14 protein-coding genes and 1 pseudogene are annotated in these 16,328 nt (G+C 54.3%); 9 read left to right on the top strand and 6 right to left on the bottom strand.

Annotation, left to right across the window (positions count from 1 at the left end; all coding sequences use genetic code 11):
• From RT340_RS14705 to RT340_RS14685, 5 genes and pseudogenes are all read left to right on the top strand, one after another.
• A pseudogene (locus RT340_RS14705) lies at positions 1-129 on the top strand (type I methionyl aminopeptidase); the annotation flags it as partial.
• Positions 130-196: 67 nt separating this feature from the next.
• The gene (gene glnD, locus RT340_RS14700; RefSeq protein WP_211729114.1) at positions 197-2,851 is read left to right on the top strand and encodes a bifunctional uridylyltransferase/uridylyl-removing protein GlnD; all 2,655 of its coding nucleotides are present in this window, start codon (positions 197-199) and stop codon (positions 2,849-2,851) included.
• A gap of 76 nt (positions 2,852-2,927) precedes the next feature.
• Entirely contained in the window at positions 2,928-3,752 is an 825-nt protein-coding gene (gene dapD, locus RT340_RS14695; protein WP_038648942.1) for a 2,3,4,5-tetrahydropyridine-2,6-dicarboxylate N-succinyltransferase, read from the top strand.
• A 294-nt stretch (positions 3,753-4,046) separates the two neighbouring features.
• A complete protein-coding gene (locus RT340_RS14690; protein ID WP_034829501.1) occupies positions 4,047-4,439 on the top strand; it encodes a DUF3461 family protein in 393 nt (130 codons plus the stop codon).
• A gap of 142 nt (positions 4,440-4,581) precedes the next feature.
• Entirely contained in the window at positions 4,582-5,286 is a 705-nt protein-coding gene (locus RT340_RS14685; RefSeq protein ID WP_313376764.1) for a FadR/GntR family transcriptional regulator, read from the top strand.
• A gap of 8 nt (positions 5,287-5,294) precedes the next feature.
• Here the strand turns inward: RT340_RS14685 and RT340_RS14680 are convergent, their stop codons facing one another.
• The 4 genes from RT340_RS14680 to dgt form a co-directional block, all read right to left on the bottom strand.
• Entirely contained in the window at positions 5,295-6,566 is a 1,272-nt protein-coding gene (locus tag RT340_RS14680) for an alginate lyase family protein (RefSeq protein ID WP_211729116.1), read from the bottom strand.
• 25 nt (positions 6,567-6,591) lie between these two features.
• Entirely contained in the window at positions 6,592-7,749 is a 1,158-nt protein-coding gene (locus tag RT340_RS14675) for a CdaR family transcriptional regulator (protein WP_034829508.1), read from the bottom strand.
• A gap of 241 nt (positions 7,750-7,990) precedes the next feature.
• The gene (degP, locus tag RT340_RS14670) at positions 7,991-9,436 is read right to left on the bottom strand and encodes a serine endoprotease DegP (protein WP_313376759.1); all 1,446 of its coding nucleotides are present in this window, start codon (positions 9,434-9,436) and stop codon (positions 7,991-7,993) included.
• A gap of 136 nt (positions 9,437-9,572) precedes the next feature.
• On the bottom strand, positions 9,573-11,066 hold the full coding sequence (dgt, locus tag RT340_RS14665; protein WP_160833511.1) for a dGTPase: 1,494 nt from the start codon (positions 11,064-11,066) through the stop codon (positions 9,573-9,575).
• A 98-nt stretch (positions 11,067-11,164) separates the two neighbouring features.
• Here dgt and mtnN point away from each other — a divergent pair, with 98 nt between their 5' ends.
• The 3 genes from mtnN to RT340_RS14650 all read left to right on the top strand — a co-directional run bounded on the left by mtnN (position 11,165) and on the right by RT340_RS14650 (position 13,024).
• Positions 11,165-11,863: a 5'-methylthioadenosine/S-adenosylhomocysteine nucleosidase gene (mtnN, locus tag RT340_RS14660; protein ID WP_045813812.1), complete on the top strand. Its 699-nt coding sequence runs from the start codon at positions 11,165-11,167 to the stop codon at positions 11,861-11,863.
• A complete protein-coding gene (gene btuF / locus RT340_RS14655; protein ID WP_211729118.1) occupies positions 11,856-12,665 on the top strand; it encodes a vitamin B12 ABC transporter substrate-binding protein BtuF in 810 nt (269 codons plus the stop codon). The genes mtnN and btuF overlap by 8 nt, the downstream gene beginning before the upstream one ends.
• Positions 12,666-12,772: 107 nt before the next feature.
• Positions 12,773-13,024: a hypothetical protein gene (locus RT340_RS14650; RefSeq protein ID WP_034829521.1), complete on the top strand. Its 252-nt coding sequence runs from the start codon at positions 12,773-12,775 to the stop codon at positions 13,022-13,024.
• Positions 13,025-13,060: 36 nt separating this feature from the next.
• Here RT340_RS14650 and erpA read toward each other — a convergent pair whose 3' ends face one another.
• Positions 13,061-13,408: an iron-sulfur cluster insertion protein ErpA gene (gene erpA / locus RT340_RS14645; RefSeq protein ID WP_034829523.1), complete on the bottom strand. Its 348-nt coding sequence runs from the start codon at positions 13,406-13,408 to the stop codon at positions 13,061-13,063.
• 222 nt (positions 13,409-13,630) lie between these two features.
• Here erpA and hemL point away from each other — a divergent pair, with 222 nt between their 5' ends.
• A complete protein-coding gene (gene hemL, locus RT340_RS14640; RefSeq protein WP_097118383.1) occupies positions 13,631-14,911 on the top strand; it encodes a glutamate-1-semialdehyde 2,1-aminomutase in 1,281 nt (426 codons plus the stop codon).
• Positions 14,912-15,151: 240 nt separating this feature from the next.
• On the opposite strand, the gene RT340_RS14635 is transcribed toward hemL, so the two are convergent.
• On the bottom strand, positions 15,152-16,328 hold a 1,177-nt coding region (locus RT340_RS14635), incomplete at its 5' end, for an iron ABC transporter permease (protein WP_313376752.1).

Raw genomic sequence — 16,328 nt, 5'->3', positions numbered from 1 at the left:
GTAAAAACCAAAGATCGCAGCTTGTCCGCGCAGTATGAGCATACTATTGTGGTGACAGAAAACGGCTGTGAGATTCTTACGCTGCGTGAAGATGACACCATTGCTGCGGTGCTCGAAAACAACGCGTAACGTTCTTCAAGACAGTACCAGGCCGGCATAATGCCGGCCTTTTTTATGGCGCTTACGAGGCATGTCGATGAGTGGTAGCGTGACCGAAGCAGTACACAAAGGCCTGACTGATTCCCCCGCCAGCTGGCCCGATGAAGCCCTGACGCGTGACAAATTAAAACTCTATCTGGAGCAATTCCAGCAGCATCTCGGTATGGCCTTTGATGCCGGTACTGACGTTGAATCACTGATTGATGCCCGCACGCTATTTATCGATCGTCTGTTGCGCCGACTGTGGCGCTTCTACGGCTTCGATAAAATGAAAGAGATTGCGTTGGTTGCGGTGGGCGGCTATGGCCGTGGTGAACTGCATCCGCTCTCCGATATCGATGTCTTGATACTCAGCCGCCAGCCACTGGATGATGCGGCCGCGCAACGCACCAGCGAACTCCTGACGCTGATGTGGGATTTAAAACTCGAAGTTGGCCACAGTGTGCGCACGCTGGAAGAGTGTTTACTGGAGGGGTTGTCCGATCTTACCGTCGCGACCAACCTGATCGAATCCCGCATGCTGACAGGCGATGTCGCCCTGTTCCTTGAGTTGCAGAAGAACATTTTCAGCGATGGCTTCTGGCCGTCCTCTCGCTTTTTCGCGGCCAAGATTGAAGAGCAGCAGGAACGTCATCAGCGCTATCACGGTACCAGCTACAATCTCGAACCCGATATTAAAAGCAGCCCGGGCGGCCTGCGCGACATCCACACCTTACAGTGGGTGGCGCGCCGCCATTTCGGTGCCACCACCATGGATGAAATGGTCGGTTTTGGCTTTATCACGGAGGCCGAGCGTAATGAAATTAATGAATGCCAGGAGTTCCTCTGGCGAATTCGCTTCGCGCTGCACTTAACGCTCACACGCTACGACAATCGATTGTTGTTTGATCGCCAGCTCACTGTGGCACAGCGGCTCAACTATCTCGGCGAAGGCAATGAGCCGGTTGAGCGCATGATGAAAGATTTTTACCGGGTGACGCGCCGCATTGGTGAGCTCAATCAGATGCTGCTGCAGCTGTTTGATGAAGCGATCCTCGCGCTCTCCACCACCGAGAAACCGCGCAGCGTTGATGATGATTTCCAACTGCGCGGCAATTTGATTGATCTGCGTGACCCCACGTTGTTCGAACGTGAACCGCAGGCCATTCTGCGCATGTTTTATGTGATGGTACGTAATGAGAACATCACCGGCATTTACTCCACCACGCTACGTCATTTACGCCATGCGCGTCGTCATCTGAAGCAGCCGCTGTGCCAGATTGCCGAAGCGCGTGACACCTTTATGGCGATTCTGCGCCATCCGGGCGCGGTAAAGCGGGCGCTGGTGCCGATGCATCGCCACAGTGTCCTTTGGGCGTATACGCCGCTGTGGGGCAATATTGTCGGCCAGATGCAGTTTGACCTGTTCCATGCTTACACGGTGGATGAGCACACCATTCGCGTCCTGCAAAAGCTGGAAAGTTTCGCCAACGAAGCCACGCGTCCGATGCACCCATTGTGTGTAGAACTCTGGCCGCGTTTGCCACAGATCGAACTGCTGCTGATGGCTGCCTTGTTGCACGATATTGCCAAAGGGCGCGGCGGTGACCACTCGATTCTGGGGGCGCAGGACGCGCTTGATTTTGCCGAATTGCACGGGCTCAACTCGCGGGAAACGCAGTTGGTGGCCTGGCTGGTGCGCCATCATCTGTTGATGTCGGTCACCGCCCAGCGCCGTGATATTCAGGACCCGACGGTGATTCAGCAATTCGCTGAAGTCATGCAGAATGAAAACCGCCTGCGTTATCTGGTGTGTCTCACCGTGGCCGACATCTGCGCCACCAACGAAAGTCTGTGGAACAGCTGGAAGCAAAGCCTGCTGCGTGAATTGTTCTTCGCGACCGAAAAACAGCTGCGTCGCGGTATGGAAAACAGCCCGGACTTGCGCGAACGCGTGCGTCATCATCGCTTACAGGCTCTCGCGCTGTTGCGGATGGAAAACCTTAACGAAGAGCGCCTGCACCATATCTGGAGTCGCTGCCGTGCTGACTATTTCCTGCGTCACACGCCGAATCAGCTGGCATGGCACGCACGTCACCTGATCGACCACGACCTCACCAAACCTCTGGTGCTGGTCAGCCCGCAGGCCACTCGCGGCGGGACCGAAATCTTTATCTGGAGCCCGGACCGCCCTCACCTGTTTGCCGCAGTAGCCGGTGAACTCGACCGCAGAAACCTGAGTGTGCACGATGCTCAGATCTTTACCAGCCGCGACGGCATGGCGATGGATACCTTTATTGTGCTGGAACCGGATGGCAGTCCGCTGGCCGCCGATCGTCATCCGATGATTATGCAGGCACTGGAGCAAGCGATTACCCAAACCGAATGGGTGCCGCCGCGAACACGTCGCCAGTCTGCTCGCCTCAAGCACTTCAGTGTCGATACCGAAGTGAATTTCCTGCCGACGCACACCGATCGTCGTAGCTATCTGGAACTGGTCGCGCTGGATCAACCAGGCTTGCTGGCGCGTGTAGGGGAAGTGTTTGCCGACCTCGGCGTTTCTCTGCACGGCGCGCGCATCAGTACGATTGGCGAACGAGTTGAGGATCTTTTCATCCTGGCGGACAGCGAACGGCGCGCACTTGATGTCGAAATGCGCAATGTGCTGCAACAACGGTTGACAGAGGCCCTCAATCCAAACGATAAAGTGTGACCGCAATCGATTTATCGACTTAATTCTCTGTGTCAGCGCGACGCTGGCACCCGTATGACAGACTCAGGAAATTATTATGCAACAGTTACAGAGCGTTATTGAATCTGCCTTTGAGCGCCGCGCCGATATCACGCCAGCCAGCGTGGACAGCGTGACCCGTGAAGCCATCGAACAGGTTATTGGCCTGCTGGATAGCGGCGAACTGCGCGTGTCTGAAAAGATCAACGGAGAGTGGGTAACGCATCAGTGGCTGAAGAAAGCAGTGCTGCTGTCGTTCCGCATCAATGACAACCAGGTGATGGAAGGCGCAGAAACCCGTTTCTACGACAAAGTCCCAATGAAGTTCGCGAACTGGGATGAAGCACGCTTCAAAAATGCGGGCTTCCGCGTTGTCCCACCTGCTGCCGTGCGTCAGGGCGCTTTCATTGCACGTAACACCGTGCTGATGCCTTCTTACGTCAACATCGGCGCTTACGTTGATGAAGGCACCATGGTTGACACCTGGGCCACCGTGGGTTCTTGTGCGCAGATCGGCAAAAACGTTCACCTGTCTGGCGGCGTCGGCATCGGCGGTGTTCTGGAGCCACTGCAGGCTAACCCAACCATCATCGAAGACAACTGCTTCATCGGCGCACGTTCTGAAATCGTTGAAGGCGTGATCGTGGAAGAAGGTTCAGTGATCTCCATGGGCGTTTACATCGGTCAGAGCACCAAAATCTACGATCGTGAAACTGGCGAAGTGCATTACGGCCGCGTACCAGCGGGCTCCGTGGTGGTATCGGGTAACCTGCCGTCTAAAGATGGTAGCTACAGCCTGTACTGTGCCGTAATCGTGAAGAAAGTGGACGCTAAAACGCTGGCGAAAACCGGCATCAACGAACTGCTGCGTACCATCGACTAAGTTAGAAATTAGTTCGGTTACTCTGCCAACGGGCCTGTATTCAGGCCCGTAATTTTTTCTTTACACTCTCACCCAAACTACCTGCTTCGCGCCGCGAATTAACTGGTGCGTTTATTTTTCAAACAGTTCATAATCCGCGCCAGTTAACTCCGGTCGCGCACTGTTCATCCCGGTTTTTGTGTCTACAGTTGATTAAGTATGCCGTAAGCGTTCCGGTTGCTGCGTATCTGCCGCATCCCGAATGATGATGATAGTCCTGCGCGCTCACCCACTCTTAGATGGAATATAAACGCTATGTACGACAACCTGAAAAGCTTAGGTATCAGCTCTCCTGAAGACATCGACCGTTACAGCCTGCGTCAGGAAGCCAGCAACGACATTCTGAAAATCTACTTCCGCAAAGACAAAGGTGAATTCTTCGCCAAAAGCGTGAAATTCAAATACCCGCGTCAGCGCAAAACTGTCGTCGCCGATCACACCAGCCAGGGCTATAAAGAAGTACAGGAAATCAGCCCGAACCTGCGTTACGTGATCGACGAACTGGACCAGATTTGCCAGCGCGATCAAGTCGAAGTCGATCTGAAACGCAAAATCCTTGCTGATCTGCGTCATCTGGAAAACGTGGTATCCAATAAGATCGCTGAAATTGAATCCGATCTGGATCAACTGACCCGCAACGGTCGTTAATTTCCTCCCCGCGTTCCCAGGGCCAGCTTATGCTGGCCTTTTTTTGCCTTAATTCAGTTTTATCTGGGCCTGTTTCACCTATCTGAATTCATAATCCCTGGCTAGTATCGGGTTATGTCTGACTTCAGGTATCACAAAAACCATGCAATTTGCAGCCATCACCTCAGGACAGCGCGGTCTGGATTTTCATATCGCCGGTGACCTCGCGCAAAAAATTCTCTCTGGAACGCTAAAGGCTGGTGATGTTCTGCCCAGCGAAGTCGAGCTATGTAGCCACTTTGGCGTCAGTAGAACTGCCGTGCGTGAAGCGCTCAAACTGTTATCTTCAAAGGGATTATTAGAATCGCGGCCTAAACTCGGCACGCACGTGCGCGACCGCACTTACTGGAATTTGCTTGATGTGCAACTGCTGGAATGGATGCAGGGCATTGAATCAACGGCGGAGATGTACCAACAGTTTCTGGCCTTCCGTGAGGCCATAGAACCGCAGGCCGCCCGACTGGCTGCGCTACACGCCACTCAGGCACAACGCACTGAACTCTCTGTGTTATTCCGCAAAATGATCGCCGTTTGCGCCGCAAGTTCATTCGATCTTGCTCGCTGGCTAGAGGTGGATAGCGCCTTTCATCGTCTGATCTTCCACTCCATTGACAACTGTTTCTACATCCCGTTGGGCAATTTGCTGGAAACCATCTTTAAGTGCTTCTTCACCTGGCCCTCCAGCGCGCAGGATATTTTTCTGGATGAACACCGCAAAATTTATGAAGCGATCATGATTGGCGATGCTGATGCTGCACACAGGGCGTCGATGGGATTAATGCTAAATAGCACGCAGCCTCGGATGTAATCTTCCCTTCACAGATGCGCGGGAGGCCGCGCAAGTAACCAAATATCACGCAGCGCTTCTCTTTCCGCACCTCGCGATTCTGCTGTGCTGATATCGGCTGTCGACTGCGTTTTGATTGCACGATGGATCCAACGCTGATAGCGGTCGCTGTTCAGGCTGCGGTCCGTGAGCGAGAGCAGTGGAATCAAGCGCAGACTGACACGATCGCGATTTTTCCATGGCCAGGTTTTGCTGTCATCACTAAACGGTGCCATATAATTCAGCGCACTCAACAATGAACCGCTCTGCTGTTGATAGTGCCAAAGATCGCCCGCGCCGCTTCGCTGTGCCAGTTGCGCGAGGCTGGTCAGAGCCTGCAAATTGAAATAGCTATAGTGGAACGAGCGTGTGCGTGCCAGTTCCATTGGCTGCGTTCCGTCCGTACGAATTTGCCCGGCGATTTTATCCTGAGCTAAAACCACCATCTGCTTAATCACCTGAGGTTGATGCAAATACCACGCGATGCCCGCCACCTGTGCGGCATACCAACTGCCATGGTTATTAGGTGCATCACGCTCGCCTTGTGCCAACTGACTGTGCAATAGCCAGCCGAGATAATCGCTAAACCATGCATGTATCGCAGCCTGATCCTGCGGGTGCCAGCCGGGCGAATCGTGCAGTAGCTGCAGTGCATCCACTATGCGCGTGGCAAAGTAACGCCCATCCAGCACACCGGTGTGTCGGCCCTCAGCCTTACCCGGCACACCCTGAGCATAATTAAGATTGGGATTCATGCGGGTGGTGGGATCGATGAACCAGCTGCGAATCATCGATTGGGCTTTGGCTGCATAACGGGTTTCGCCGGAGAAATACCAGGCAAGCGCCAATGCCTGCACGTCTGCGGTGAAACGAGCCAGACGCACACCATCGCTTTGGTCGTTTTTACTCGCCGGATTGACCGCACCATCACGGCGTTCCCATGGCAAGCCATTGGGCTTGTCGGGATTCGGCCACCAGTAGGCACTCAGGCTGAGATAATCATGGCGGGAACCGCTGGGAGGTAACATCCCTTTCTGCGTCACGCTGGGATTGGGCTGATTAAGCGCACGATCGGCAGCCTGCTTGAGTTGCTGCCACGCCTGCTCAGTCTGTGGCGCAGCCTGATGATTTTGCAGCGCAGTTCGCGTCTGTTGCATCTCTTCGCCAGATAAAAAGGCCAGCGAAACAGCTTTGGCATGACAGGTCGCGGTCATCAGCAAGCCGGCCAACAGCCAGATCAGGCGCACATTCAAACGGGGCATCTTCCTCTCCCGGCCCTGCTAAGGGTTAGCTCTGTTCATCCAGTTGCAGCGCCACATACAGCAACAATCGATCGTCAAAATTGCCGAGGTTTAATCCGGTCAGCTCGGAGATGCGGTTCAGGCGATACTCGAGCGTATTACGATGGATAAATAGTGCGCGTGCCGTGGCGCTGGGCTGCACGTTATGACTGAACCACGCCACCAGCGTACGTCGCAATAATCCATTATTATCATTGGCTTTGAGTTTCGCCAACGGGCGCGCCAGTTCATTCGCTTGCCAGCCACCGCGCAGGCTATCCAGCAGTACGGGCAGCACCAAATCCTGATAGAAGAAACTGCGCTGTTCCGGCATGCGCTGTTTACCCACCATCATGGTGGTGCGCGCCGTACGGTAGGAACGCGCAATACTGCCGGGACCGGTAAAGAAATTACCCAGCGCGATGCGCATTCGCACCTGCCCACTCTCTTTCATACGCTGTAATAACTGATCCACGCGACGGCGGTGATCGTCTTGATCGTAACGGCCGTGGGCGTTGAGCGCCGGCTTCAACACCACCATTTCAGTGAGTGAAACGATAGCAATCAGGTTGTCACGATCCGGCGTTGTCAGCAGAGTTTGTAAATGCTGCAATTCCGACATCGCACTGTCAACGCCAAGCTGGCCGCTGTCGACTTCCACCACCGCCACCACGCGCGGTTGATTGAGATCGATGCCCAGGCGCTGCGCCCACTCGCTCAACGCCGGTGAAAGCGTATCGCTGCGAATCAGGTTCAGCACCAGCTCTTCGCGCAGACGGCTATCCTGCGCCAGCATATGCAACAGCCGCGCTTGTTCCAGCATCATTTCGGCGGTCATACACACCAGTTCACCGTAGTGACGCAGCGCTGCCGGCTGGCCGGTCAGGCCAATTACACCGACAATCTCACCATCAATACGCAACGGCAGGTTAATACCAGGACGCACGCCGTGCAGATGTTTCGCCACGGCCTCATCAATGTCCACTACCCTTCCCTGCGATAACACCAGCAACGCACCTTCGTGCAATTCGCCAATACGCTCACGATCGCCGCTGCCAATAATGCGGCCGCGTGCATCCATCACGTTGACATTACTGTCAATAATTTGCATGGTGCGGGCAACAATATCCTGAGCCAGTCGCGCATCGAGATGATAGGTGGCCATCAATCACTCCAGAGAAAGGGAAGAAGTGACAGAATACGCATCCCACGCACGCCTGGCATTGTGCAACTGCACATAGCCGGATAGAGAATACGGGAATTGCGGTAGGCGTCACATTGCGAAACGGACATCTGCACAATGTGGACCACACTAAAAAGGTGTTGATGCTAGCCAATCGCGCAGCTGCGCCAGACAAAAACAAAAAAGGCGAGCCGAAGCTCGCCAGTGTTCAATCATCTCAGACTTACTGCATCAGCAGATAGAGGCTGTTGTCGCCACGCTGCACGTTCAGGGCCAGCACGGACGGTTTGGTGTCGAGGATTTTGCGCAGTTCACCAAGGTTGGCAATCGCCTGCTGGTTAACGCCCCTAATCACGTCACCTTTCTTCAGACCAATACGCGCTGCAGCACTGCCTGCCTTCACATTATCCACGCGCACGCCTTTCTGGCCGTTGCTGTCGATGTTGCTCAGGTCGGCACCTTCAATGCCGGTGTAAATCGTGGCGGACTGTACTTTTTCCTGCGAGCTCTGCTGCAGTTCAACCGTAATCGTCACCGGTTTACCATCACGTAACAGACCCAGCTGCAGTTTAGTGCCTACCGGCAGTGAACCCACTTCTGCACGCAGCGCGGCAAAACTGGTCAGCGGTTTGCCATTCATCGACACCACGACATCGCCGGCTTTCACACCCGCTTTTGCCGCTGCCGAGTTAGGCAGGACCTGGCTCACAAAGGCACCGCGCTGGGCATCGACTTTCATCGCTTTCGCCAGCTCAGAGTTAAGCTCGGTACCCATAATGCCCAGCTCGCCACGCTTCACCTGACCATACTCGATCATCTGCGCCGTCAGGTTTTTCACCATCGCGCTTGGGATAGCAAAGCCGATACCGATATTGCCGCCGTCTGGCGCCAGAATCGCGGTGTTAATCCCGATCAGTTCACCGTTCAGGTTCACCAGCGCACCACCGGAGTTACCGCGGTTGATGGCAGCATCGGTCTGGATGAAGTTTTCGTAGTTCTCGACGTTCAAGCCGCTGCGGCCCAACGCTGAAACGATACCGGAGGTTACTGTTTCACCGAGTCCGTACGGGTTACCGATTGCGACAGTGTAATCACCGACGCGCAGGTCATCGGAGTCCGCGATCTTAATTGCCGTCAGGTTTTTCGCGTCCTGCAATTGAATCAGAGCGATATCAGACTGTGGATCTTTGCCAATCACTTTGGCGTCATAGCGACGACCATCGCTCAGCTGCACCTGAATTTTGGTGGCGTTATCTACCACATGGTTGTTGGTGACGACATAGCCTTTATCGGCATTAATCACGACACCCGAACCGAGTGCACGGAATTTTTGCTGTTGAGTATTGGCGCCGCCGTTGTCAACGCCCTGGCTGCCATCACCGCCGCCCTGGCACATTGGCGAGCTTTGGAATGGCGAACCGTCCTGGCAGAATGGCGAGTTGTCACCAAAGAATTGCTGGAATTGCTGCGGCATGCGCGGGGTTTTCACCGTGGTGCTACCTTCAACGCTAATACTCACCACGGAAGGCATCACTTTTTCCAGCATCGGCGCCAGGCTTGGCAACTGTTGGTTCGAGGAGGAAGCACTTTCCGCCGCGAAACTGACAGGGCTCAATGCCATGCCCAGACTAAGCGCCAGCGCACTTAACATTAATGTGCTTTTTTTCATTTGTCTGTGTCTCTCTAAGATTTACGGCCAGACCATTGCTGTGGTCGTGATGATGAGATTAAGTTTTTAGCGCGAAGTTCCTAATAAAGTTTTGGGCAAAGGTAAAAATTTATTCTTCATCTTTACAAAACTCGGCTTATTCCACGGCCATCAAACGACGATACTCATCCCACGCATAATTGTCTGTCATTCCGCTGATATAGTCCTGAATCAAGCGCGAACGGTAATAACGTTCCCACAACAAACGTTGATATTTATGCTCGACAATCAGTGTACGCATCTGCTGCTGATAAGCTTTGCGATGTTTTCCTGAAAGCTTATGAAACAGTCGCGTTTCTATCGGATATTTCGGCAGAAAATCGTCGTTCATCAGCGTAGTAAATTGTTCATAATCCAGCAACATTAATGACTGATAGATTTCCAGCAACCCTTTTATTACCCGATAACCTTGTAATTCGAGTTGCTCAACTTCCGGATGATTAAATACCTGCTGGCGCGCCACGGTTTTAAATAATTTCAACAGACGGCCTTCATCACCGTCATCTTCCAGCAGCGCATGATTGAAGTTTCCTTCAAAAATAGCCGGGAGATTATCGACAAAACGGCGCACGGCATGGCTAACCAACACATTTTGCACGTTAACCCGTAATGACATGAAAAATTGATCGCTCAGGCTACGGCGTTTTTTCTGGTTGGCTTCTTTCCATGCCTCGCTCACTGTGCGACTGAACGCATCACCACTATTTACCGTCCCCCAGGCTTTGAGCAGAGACTTATACAAGGTCTCAACATCAAAAATGTCTTTTTCGACCGCATCATCTAAATCGGCAATACAGTATGAGATATCGTCAGCGGCTTCCATAATCCAGGTGAGTGGATAGCGATGATGCTCTTTAATATCGGTGGCTGCGCGTAAGTCAGCGACATATTCACGCTCGGACAAATAAAAGCCCGGCTTCTTCATCAGCACGCTAAATTCTGCCGGCTTATCGCCCTGCCACCATGCGGGGGCGGTATATTTTAAAATACAGGCCACCTGCGCATAGCTAAGATTAAGCTGCAGCAGCGTATGCACCAGGCGAATCGCCTGCGCATTGCCTTCGAAGTGGCACAAATCCTGACGAATCATTGCATTTAGCTGGTCAAAATCAGTGCGCTGATGCTCATCTGCCACGCCCGCCACCAGCGGGTCCACGAGTTCAAGAGGCAGATTGTCGTCAAACCAGTCATTGATCGCGGCTTCACCAAAGTGACCAAACGGCGGATTACCCACATCATGCAGCAGGCAGGCCATCTCAATCAGACTCTCAAACGCGCCTTCAAACTCCTCCAGCCCGTAATTTGCCAGTCCACCGCCCTGCGTTTTCAGGTATTGCAGGATCTCTTTGGTGATATAGCGCCCGGTTTGCTGCACTTCCAGCGAGTGGGTCAAACGTGAACGCACCGCTGCATTACGCTCCAGAGGAAAAACCTGAGTCTTTTGTTGCAGGCGGCGGATCGCGGCAGAATTGATGATGCGGCCACGGTCACTCTCAAAGTGCCGTGTAATAAAGTATTCGCCCTCTGGATCTTTGCGGCTGGTATAAGGGCGGGTGAAACTGATCTTATTTTTGAAATTGATCGTCGCCATCATTACCCCTTATTTTTTGGTGAATTCATCCTCTGCCAGCCATGGTAGACTATGCCTCACTTTTAAGCTTTACATCCATAACTACAGCGAGATTCTTTATGAAAGCAGGCATTATTGGCGCGATGGAGCAGGAAGTCACCCTGCTGCGTGACAAAATCGAAAACCGTCAGACGCTGACGCTGGCTGGTTGTGAAATTTATACCGGCACGCTGAACGGTGTTGAGGTTGCTCTGCTGAAATCAGGCATTGGTAAAACAGCGGCGGCGCTCGGCACGACCCTGTTGCTGGAGCTGTGCAAACCCGACCTGGTGATCAATACCGGCTCTGCGGGTGGTCTGGCCGCTTCACTGAAAGTGGGCGATATCGTGGTTTCCGATGAAGTGCGCTATCACGATGCCGACGTCACCGCTTTTGGTTACGAACCTGGCCAGATGGCCGGTTGCCCGGCCGCCTTTGTGGCGGATGAAAAACTGATCGCCGCTGCGGAGCAAGTGATTAAGCAGCTGGATCTCAACGCAGTGCGCGGTTTAGTGGTCAGCGGTGATGCCTTCATCAACGGTGCTGAACCTCTGGCACGCATTCGCACCACCTTCCCACAGGCGATCGCCGTGGAGATGGAGGCCACCGCCATTGGTCACGTTTGCCATCAGTTCAAGGTGCCGTTTGTTGTGGTGCGTGCAATTTCCGATGTCGCGGACAAAGAATCCCACCTGAGCTTTGATGAGTTCCTCGTCGTTGCCGCTAAACAATCGTCACTGATGGTTGAAAACCTGCTGGCACAGCTGGCGCGTGGCTAAATATTGGCTACTGGGGCTATTGCTGATCGGCAATAGCCTGTTTGCTGCTGCCCCACGCGTTATCACGCTATCGCCCCATCTCACTGAACTGGCTTTTGCAGCGGGCATTACGCCGGTGGCGGTGAGTGCTTATTCGGATTTCCCGGCGCAGGCCAATCAGCTGGAGCAGGTGGCAAACTGGCAGGGCATCAACGTTGAACGCATCCTGCAACTGAAACCGGATGTGGTGCTGGCCTGGCGCGGCGGCAATCCGCAGCGGCAGATCGATCAACTGCAACGTCTGGGCATTAAAGTCGAATGGATTGATCCGCAGACCATTGATCAGATGATTGATGCGTTAGCAGCGCTCAAACCGTGGAGTCCACAACCTCAGCAGGCGGCGGCTGCCGCACAGGCGCTGCGCCAGCAAGAGGATGATCTGCGTAAACAGTATCAACAACGCACGCCGATCCCTCTGTTTTTGCAGTTTGGTCAACAGCCGCTGTTTACTGCATCGCGTAATACGTTGCAAAACGAGGTAATCACCCTGTGCGGTGGCAAAAATATCTTTGCCGACAGCCGTGTCAGCTGGCCGCAGGTGAGTCGTGAGCAAGTATTAGCACGTCATCCTCAGGCGATTGTGATCGGCGGTGGCCCCGCGCAAGCCGCGAATATCGTGAAATTCTGGCAGCCACAACTGACGGTGCCGGTGATTGCCATTAACGATGACTGGCTGAGTCGACCGGGTCCACGTATCCTGCTGGCAGCCAAACAGCTGTGTGCAGATTTACATCCGGCGAAAAATAGCACCAAAAAAGATTAAAGATTCGGCAAAAATTGTCGAAAATCAAAATACAAGGCACTGCGGCCACGTATGCTCAGTGCCCTTTTTGCGCAACGCGCAACTTTTGACTTCACCAGGAATTATCAATGACCAGAGCACTGCTCCTGGCCATAGGGCTTGCGATGGCTGCGCCAATTGGCGCGGCGACCTCCACCGGCTCTATTGCCGTCACGTTGACCATATTTTCCCGCTGCGATATCTCACGGCAAAGCGAACAAACATTGCCATCGATTGATTGTGGACGTCACTTCAGTGCACAGCCGCGCGTGACCGAAAGCGTGTTAAAGCGCGATGCGAAGCGTCGTGAGTCGTCACGATTAGTGACCGTAGAGTGGTAACGTTCTGACCGCCAGAACGGCGGTCAGAAAAGGGGATCAGATGCTGAAGGAAGAACCACAACCGCAAGTCGTTTTCGCGTTCGGGTTTGTCACGATAAAACGTGAACCCTCAAGACCTTCGGTATAATCAACCGAACCGCCCACCAGATACTGCAGGCTCATTGGATCAACCACCAGCGCCACGCCTTGCTTTTCAATGGTCATGTCGCCGTCATTCATTTGATCGTCAAAAGTAAAACCGTACTGGAAACCACTGCAACCGCCACCGGTGATGTACACGCGCAGTTTCAGCTCAGGATTCTCTTCATCCGCGATCAAATTTTTCACTTTTTTCGCTGCTGCTTCAGTGAATTGCAAAGGCAGCGCTGCTACGTCGTCACTCATGTTTTACTCCGGGTAAACGTCCAGGTCAGAAAACGACCTTAATTTCACTATTATCTGCCAGCCGCCCAGTGCAATCAAGTACTGCGCTTGACACTGTGTGCCGCCTGCGCTGCGCTAAAGTATAGCTTTAAAAGGCTTTCGCACCCGCTTGCCTTTCTAATCGGGCGACTCTTCCCTTAGAATGGCGCCAGAATTTTTTTCCAGAACAGCAGGAGCCGAGCAATGAGTAAGTCTGAAAACCTGTATGCCGAAGCGCAACGCCTGATCCCTGGCGGTGTGAACTCCCCGGTACGTGCTTTTACCGGTGTGGGCGGCGTGCCGCTGTTCATCGAACGCGCCGACGGCGCTTATCTGTATGACGCCGATGGCAAAGCCTACATCGACTACGTCGGTTCATGGGGCCCAATGGTGCTGGGGCATAACAACGCCAATATCCGCAATGCGGTGATTGAAGCGGCATCTCGTGGTTTAAGTTTCGGTGCCCCAACCGAAATGGAAGTGAAAATGGCCGAGCTGGTGTGTGAGCTGGTGCCAAGTATGGATATGGTGCGCATGGTGAACTCCGGCACCGAAGCCACCATGAGCGCGATTCGTCTGGCTCGTGGCTTTACCCATCGTGACAAGATCGTCAAATTTGAAGGCTGCTACCACGGCCACGCCGACTGTCTGCTGGTGAAAGCGGGTTCCGGCGCATTGACCCTGGGCCAACCGAACTCGCCGGGTGTTCCGGCTGATTTCGCTAAACACACCCTGACCTGCACTTACAACGATCTGGCGTCAGTACGCGAAGCCTTCGAGCAATATCCAGAAGATATCGCCTGTATCATCGTTGAACCCGTTGCGGGCAATATGAACTGCATCCCACCGCAACCGGACTTCCTGCCGGGCCTGCGTGCACTCTGTGATGAGTTTGGTGCGCTGCTGATCATCGATGAAGTGATGACCGGCTTCCGTGTGGCGCTGGGCGGTGCTCAGGCTTATTACGATGTCACGCCGGATCTGACCTGTCTCGGCAAAATCATCGGTGGCGGCATGCCGGTGGGCGCATTTGGTGGTCGTCGTGATGTGATGGCTGCACTGGCACCAACGGGTCCGGTTTACCAGGCGGGCACGCTTTCCGGTAACCCGATTGCCATGGCGGCCGGTTTTGCTTGCCTGACGCAGATTGCTCAACCGGGCACGCACAGCACTCTGACCGACCTCACCACCCAACTGTCTGAAGGCTTGCTGGCAGCGGCAAAAGCAGAAAACATTCCGCTTGTGATCAACCACGTTGGCGGCATGTTCGGTATCTTCTTTACCGATGCCGAAAGCGTAACCTGCTATGCCGACGTGACAAAATGCGACGTTGAGCGCTTTAAGCGCTTCTTCCATCTGATGCTGGAAGAAGGTGTTTACCTCGCACCTTCTGCTTTTGAAGCGGGCTTTATGTCGCTGGCACACAGCCAGGAAGATATTCAGCGCACCATTGATGCGGCACGCCGCAGCTTTGCGAAGCTGTAAGCCATTAGCGGGCGCCAGGAATGGCGCCCCTTCATTGATGTGCCCGGCTGTCCCTTGAGGCACAACGTCCCCTAAAGGCACCCTTGCCGTTCGTTCGCATCGTAATGCTCAGCTACACGCATACACCCATTTCCGTTAGGTTGCACAATTATGCGCAGCTGCCCTGTAAGCGCCGATTGACGTAGGTTGCGCGTTTATGCGCAGCTGCCCTGTAAGCACCGATTGACGTAGGTTGCGCGTTTATGCGCGACGCAACAGCCAGATAAAATACGGCGCGCCGAAGAAGGTCGCCATTAAACCTGCAGGGATCTGATCCGGGAAGGCCAGCATCCTGCCGCACCAGTCTGCAAACACCATCAATCCGCCGCCTAATAATCCCGCCATCAACACCTGCGGTAATGCGCGCCTGAAGCCCAGCATGCGCACGATATGCGGCGCCATCAAACCGACAAAACTCAACGGGCCGATGGTCAAGGTCGCCGTAGCCGTTAACGCCGCCGCCAGCAGCAGCAGGGCCAGACGCGAACCTGTTAATGCCATCCCCGCTGAACGTGCCGTCGCACTACCCAGCGGCAGCAGTGTGAGCCAGCGGCTCGCCAGTGGCGCGAGCGCAATAAATACGATACCCACCACGGCGCTTTGCACTGCCTGCGGCATATTGATGTTGTACGTCGAACCGGAAATCCAGCTTAGCAGGCCGCCCATGCGCGGATCGCCACTCGCCATTAACACCATCAGTAAGGTGACAAACGCACTGTTAAGCGCCATGCCCGCCAGCAACATACGCTCCGGTGAGAAACCTCCGCGACTGGCGACCAGCATAATGACCAGCAGCGTCAGCGCCGCGCCTAATGCGCCAGCGGGCAGCAACCACGCCACGGCGTCACCCGGCACAAAGAACATCATCACAACCACACCACAGGCCGCGCCGGAACTGATGCCTAACACTTCCGGACTGGCCATCGGGTTGCCAGTGAGGCGCTGAATCAACGCACCTGCAACACCCAGCATCATCCCCACGACTAACGCCGCCAGCACGCGAGGTGCACGCCACGGCAGCAGTTGATGCAGCATCTCACCACTCACCCACGTCCAGCTGTGTGCATCACGACCAAAGGAGATGCCGATAACGCTCAGCAGCGCCAGCACCCCAAGGCCAATGCCACACCACAGCACCACCTTCTGGCGCTCTGCCGGCACCTTGTCGCCCATATTCATCGCCGGTGGAACCGAGCCGGTACGTAAACGCGGCAACAGCCACAGCAGAATCGGTACGCCAATTAACGCGGTCGCTGTGCCGGTGGAAACCTCGCGCCAGTGGCTGGTCAGCCACAATACGCACTGATATGCCAGCCACAGCAGTAAGGAACCAATCAGCGGAGCCAGCAGCATACGGCTGAGTAAGCGACGCGCACCG

The sequence above is a fragment of the Pantoea sp. CTOTU50773 genome (assembly GCF_032082325.1).
GTDB lineage: Bacteria > Pseudomonadota > Gammaproteobacteria > Enterobacterales > Enterobacteriaceae > Pantoea > Pantoea communis.
The sequence above is the reverse complement of the archived record's forward strand: the minus strand, read 5'-3'. Positions and strand labels throughout refer to the sequence as shown.

What these genes read in the sequence shown, in the direction of transcription:
- glnD (WP_211729114.1), top strand. Translation starts at nt 197, where the DNA reads ATGAGTGGTAGCGTGACCGAAGCAGTACACAAAGGCCTGACTGATTCC.
- RT340_RS14650 (WP_034829521.1), top strand. Translation starts at nt 12,773, where the DNA reads ATGACCAGAGCACTGCTCCTGGCCATAGGGCTTGCGATGGCTGCGCCA.
- dgt (WP_160833511.1), bottom strand. Translation starts at nt 11,066, where the DNA reads ATGGCGACGATCAATTTCAAAAATAAGATCAGTTTCACCCGCCCTTAT.
- hemL (WP_097118383.1), top strand. Translation starts at nt 13,631, where the DNA reads ATGAGTAAGTCTGAAAACCTGTATGCCGAAGCGCAACGCCTGATCCCT.
- erpA (WP_034829523.1), bottom strand. Translation starts at nt 13,408, where the DNA reads ATGAGTGACGACGTAGCAGCGCTGCCTTTGCAATTCACTGAAGCAGCA.
- RT340_RS14675 (WP_034829508.1), bottom strand. Translation starts at nt 7,749, where the DNA reads ATGGCCACCTATCATCTCGATGCGCGACTGGCTCAGGATATTGTTGCC.
- RT340_RS14680 (WP_211729116.1), bottom strand. Translation starts at nt 6,566, where the DNA reads ATGCCCCGTTTGAATGTGCGCCTGATCTGGCTGTTGGCCGGCTTGCTG.
- RT340_RS14690 (WP_034829501.1), top strand. Translation starts at nt 4,047, where the DNA reads ATGTACGACAACCTGAAAAGCTTAGGTATCAGCTCTCCTGAAGACATC.
- mtnN (WP_045813812.1), top strand. Translation starts at nt 11,165, where the DNA reads ATGAAAGCAGGCATTATTGGCGCGATGGAGCAGGAAGTCACCCTGCTG.
- degP (WP_313376759.1), bottom strand. Translation starts at nt 9,436, where the DNA reads ATGAAAAAAAGCACATTAATGTTAAGTGCGCTGGCGCTTAGTCTGGGC.
- RT340_RS14685 (WP_313376764.1), top strand. Translation starts at nt 4,582, where the DNA reads ATGCAATTTGCAGCCATCACCTCAGGACAGCGCGGTCTGGATTTTCAT.
- dapD (WP_038648942.1), top strand. Translation starts at nt 2,928, where the DNA reads ATGCAACAGTTACAGAGCGTTATTGAATCTGCCTTTGAGCGCCGCGCC.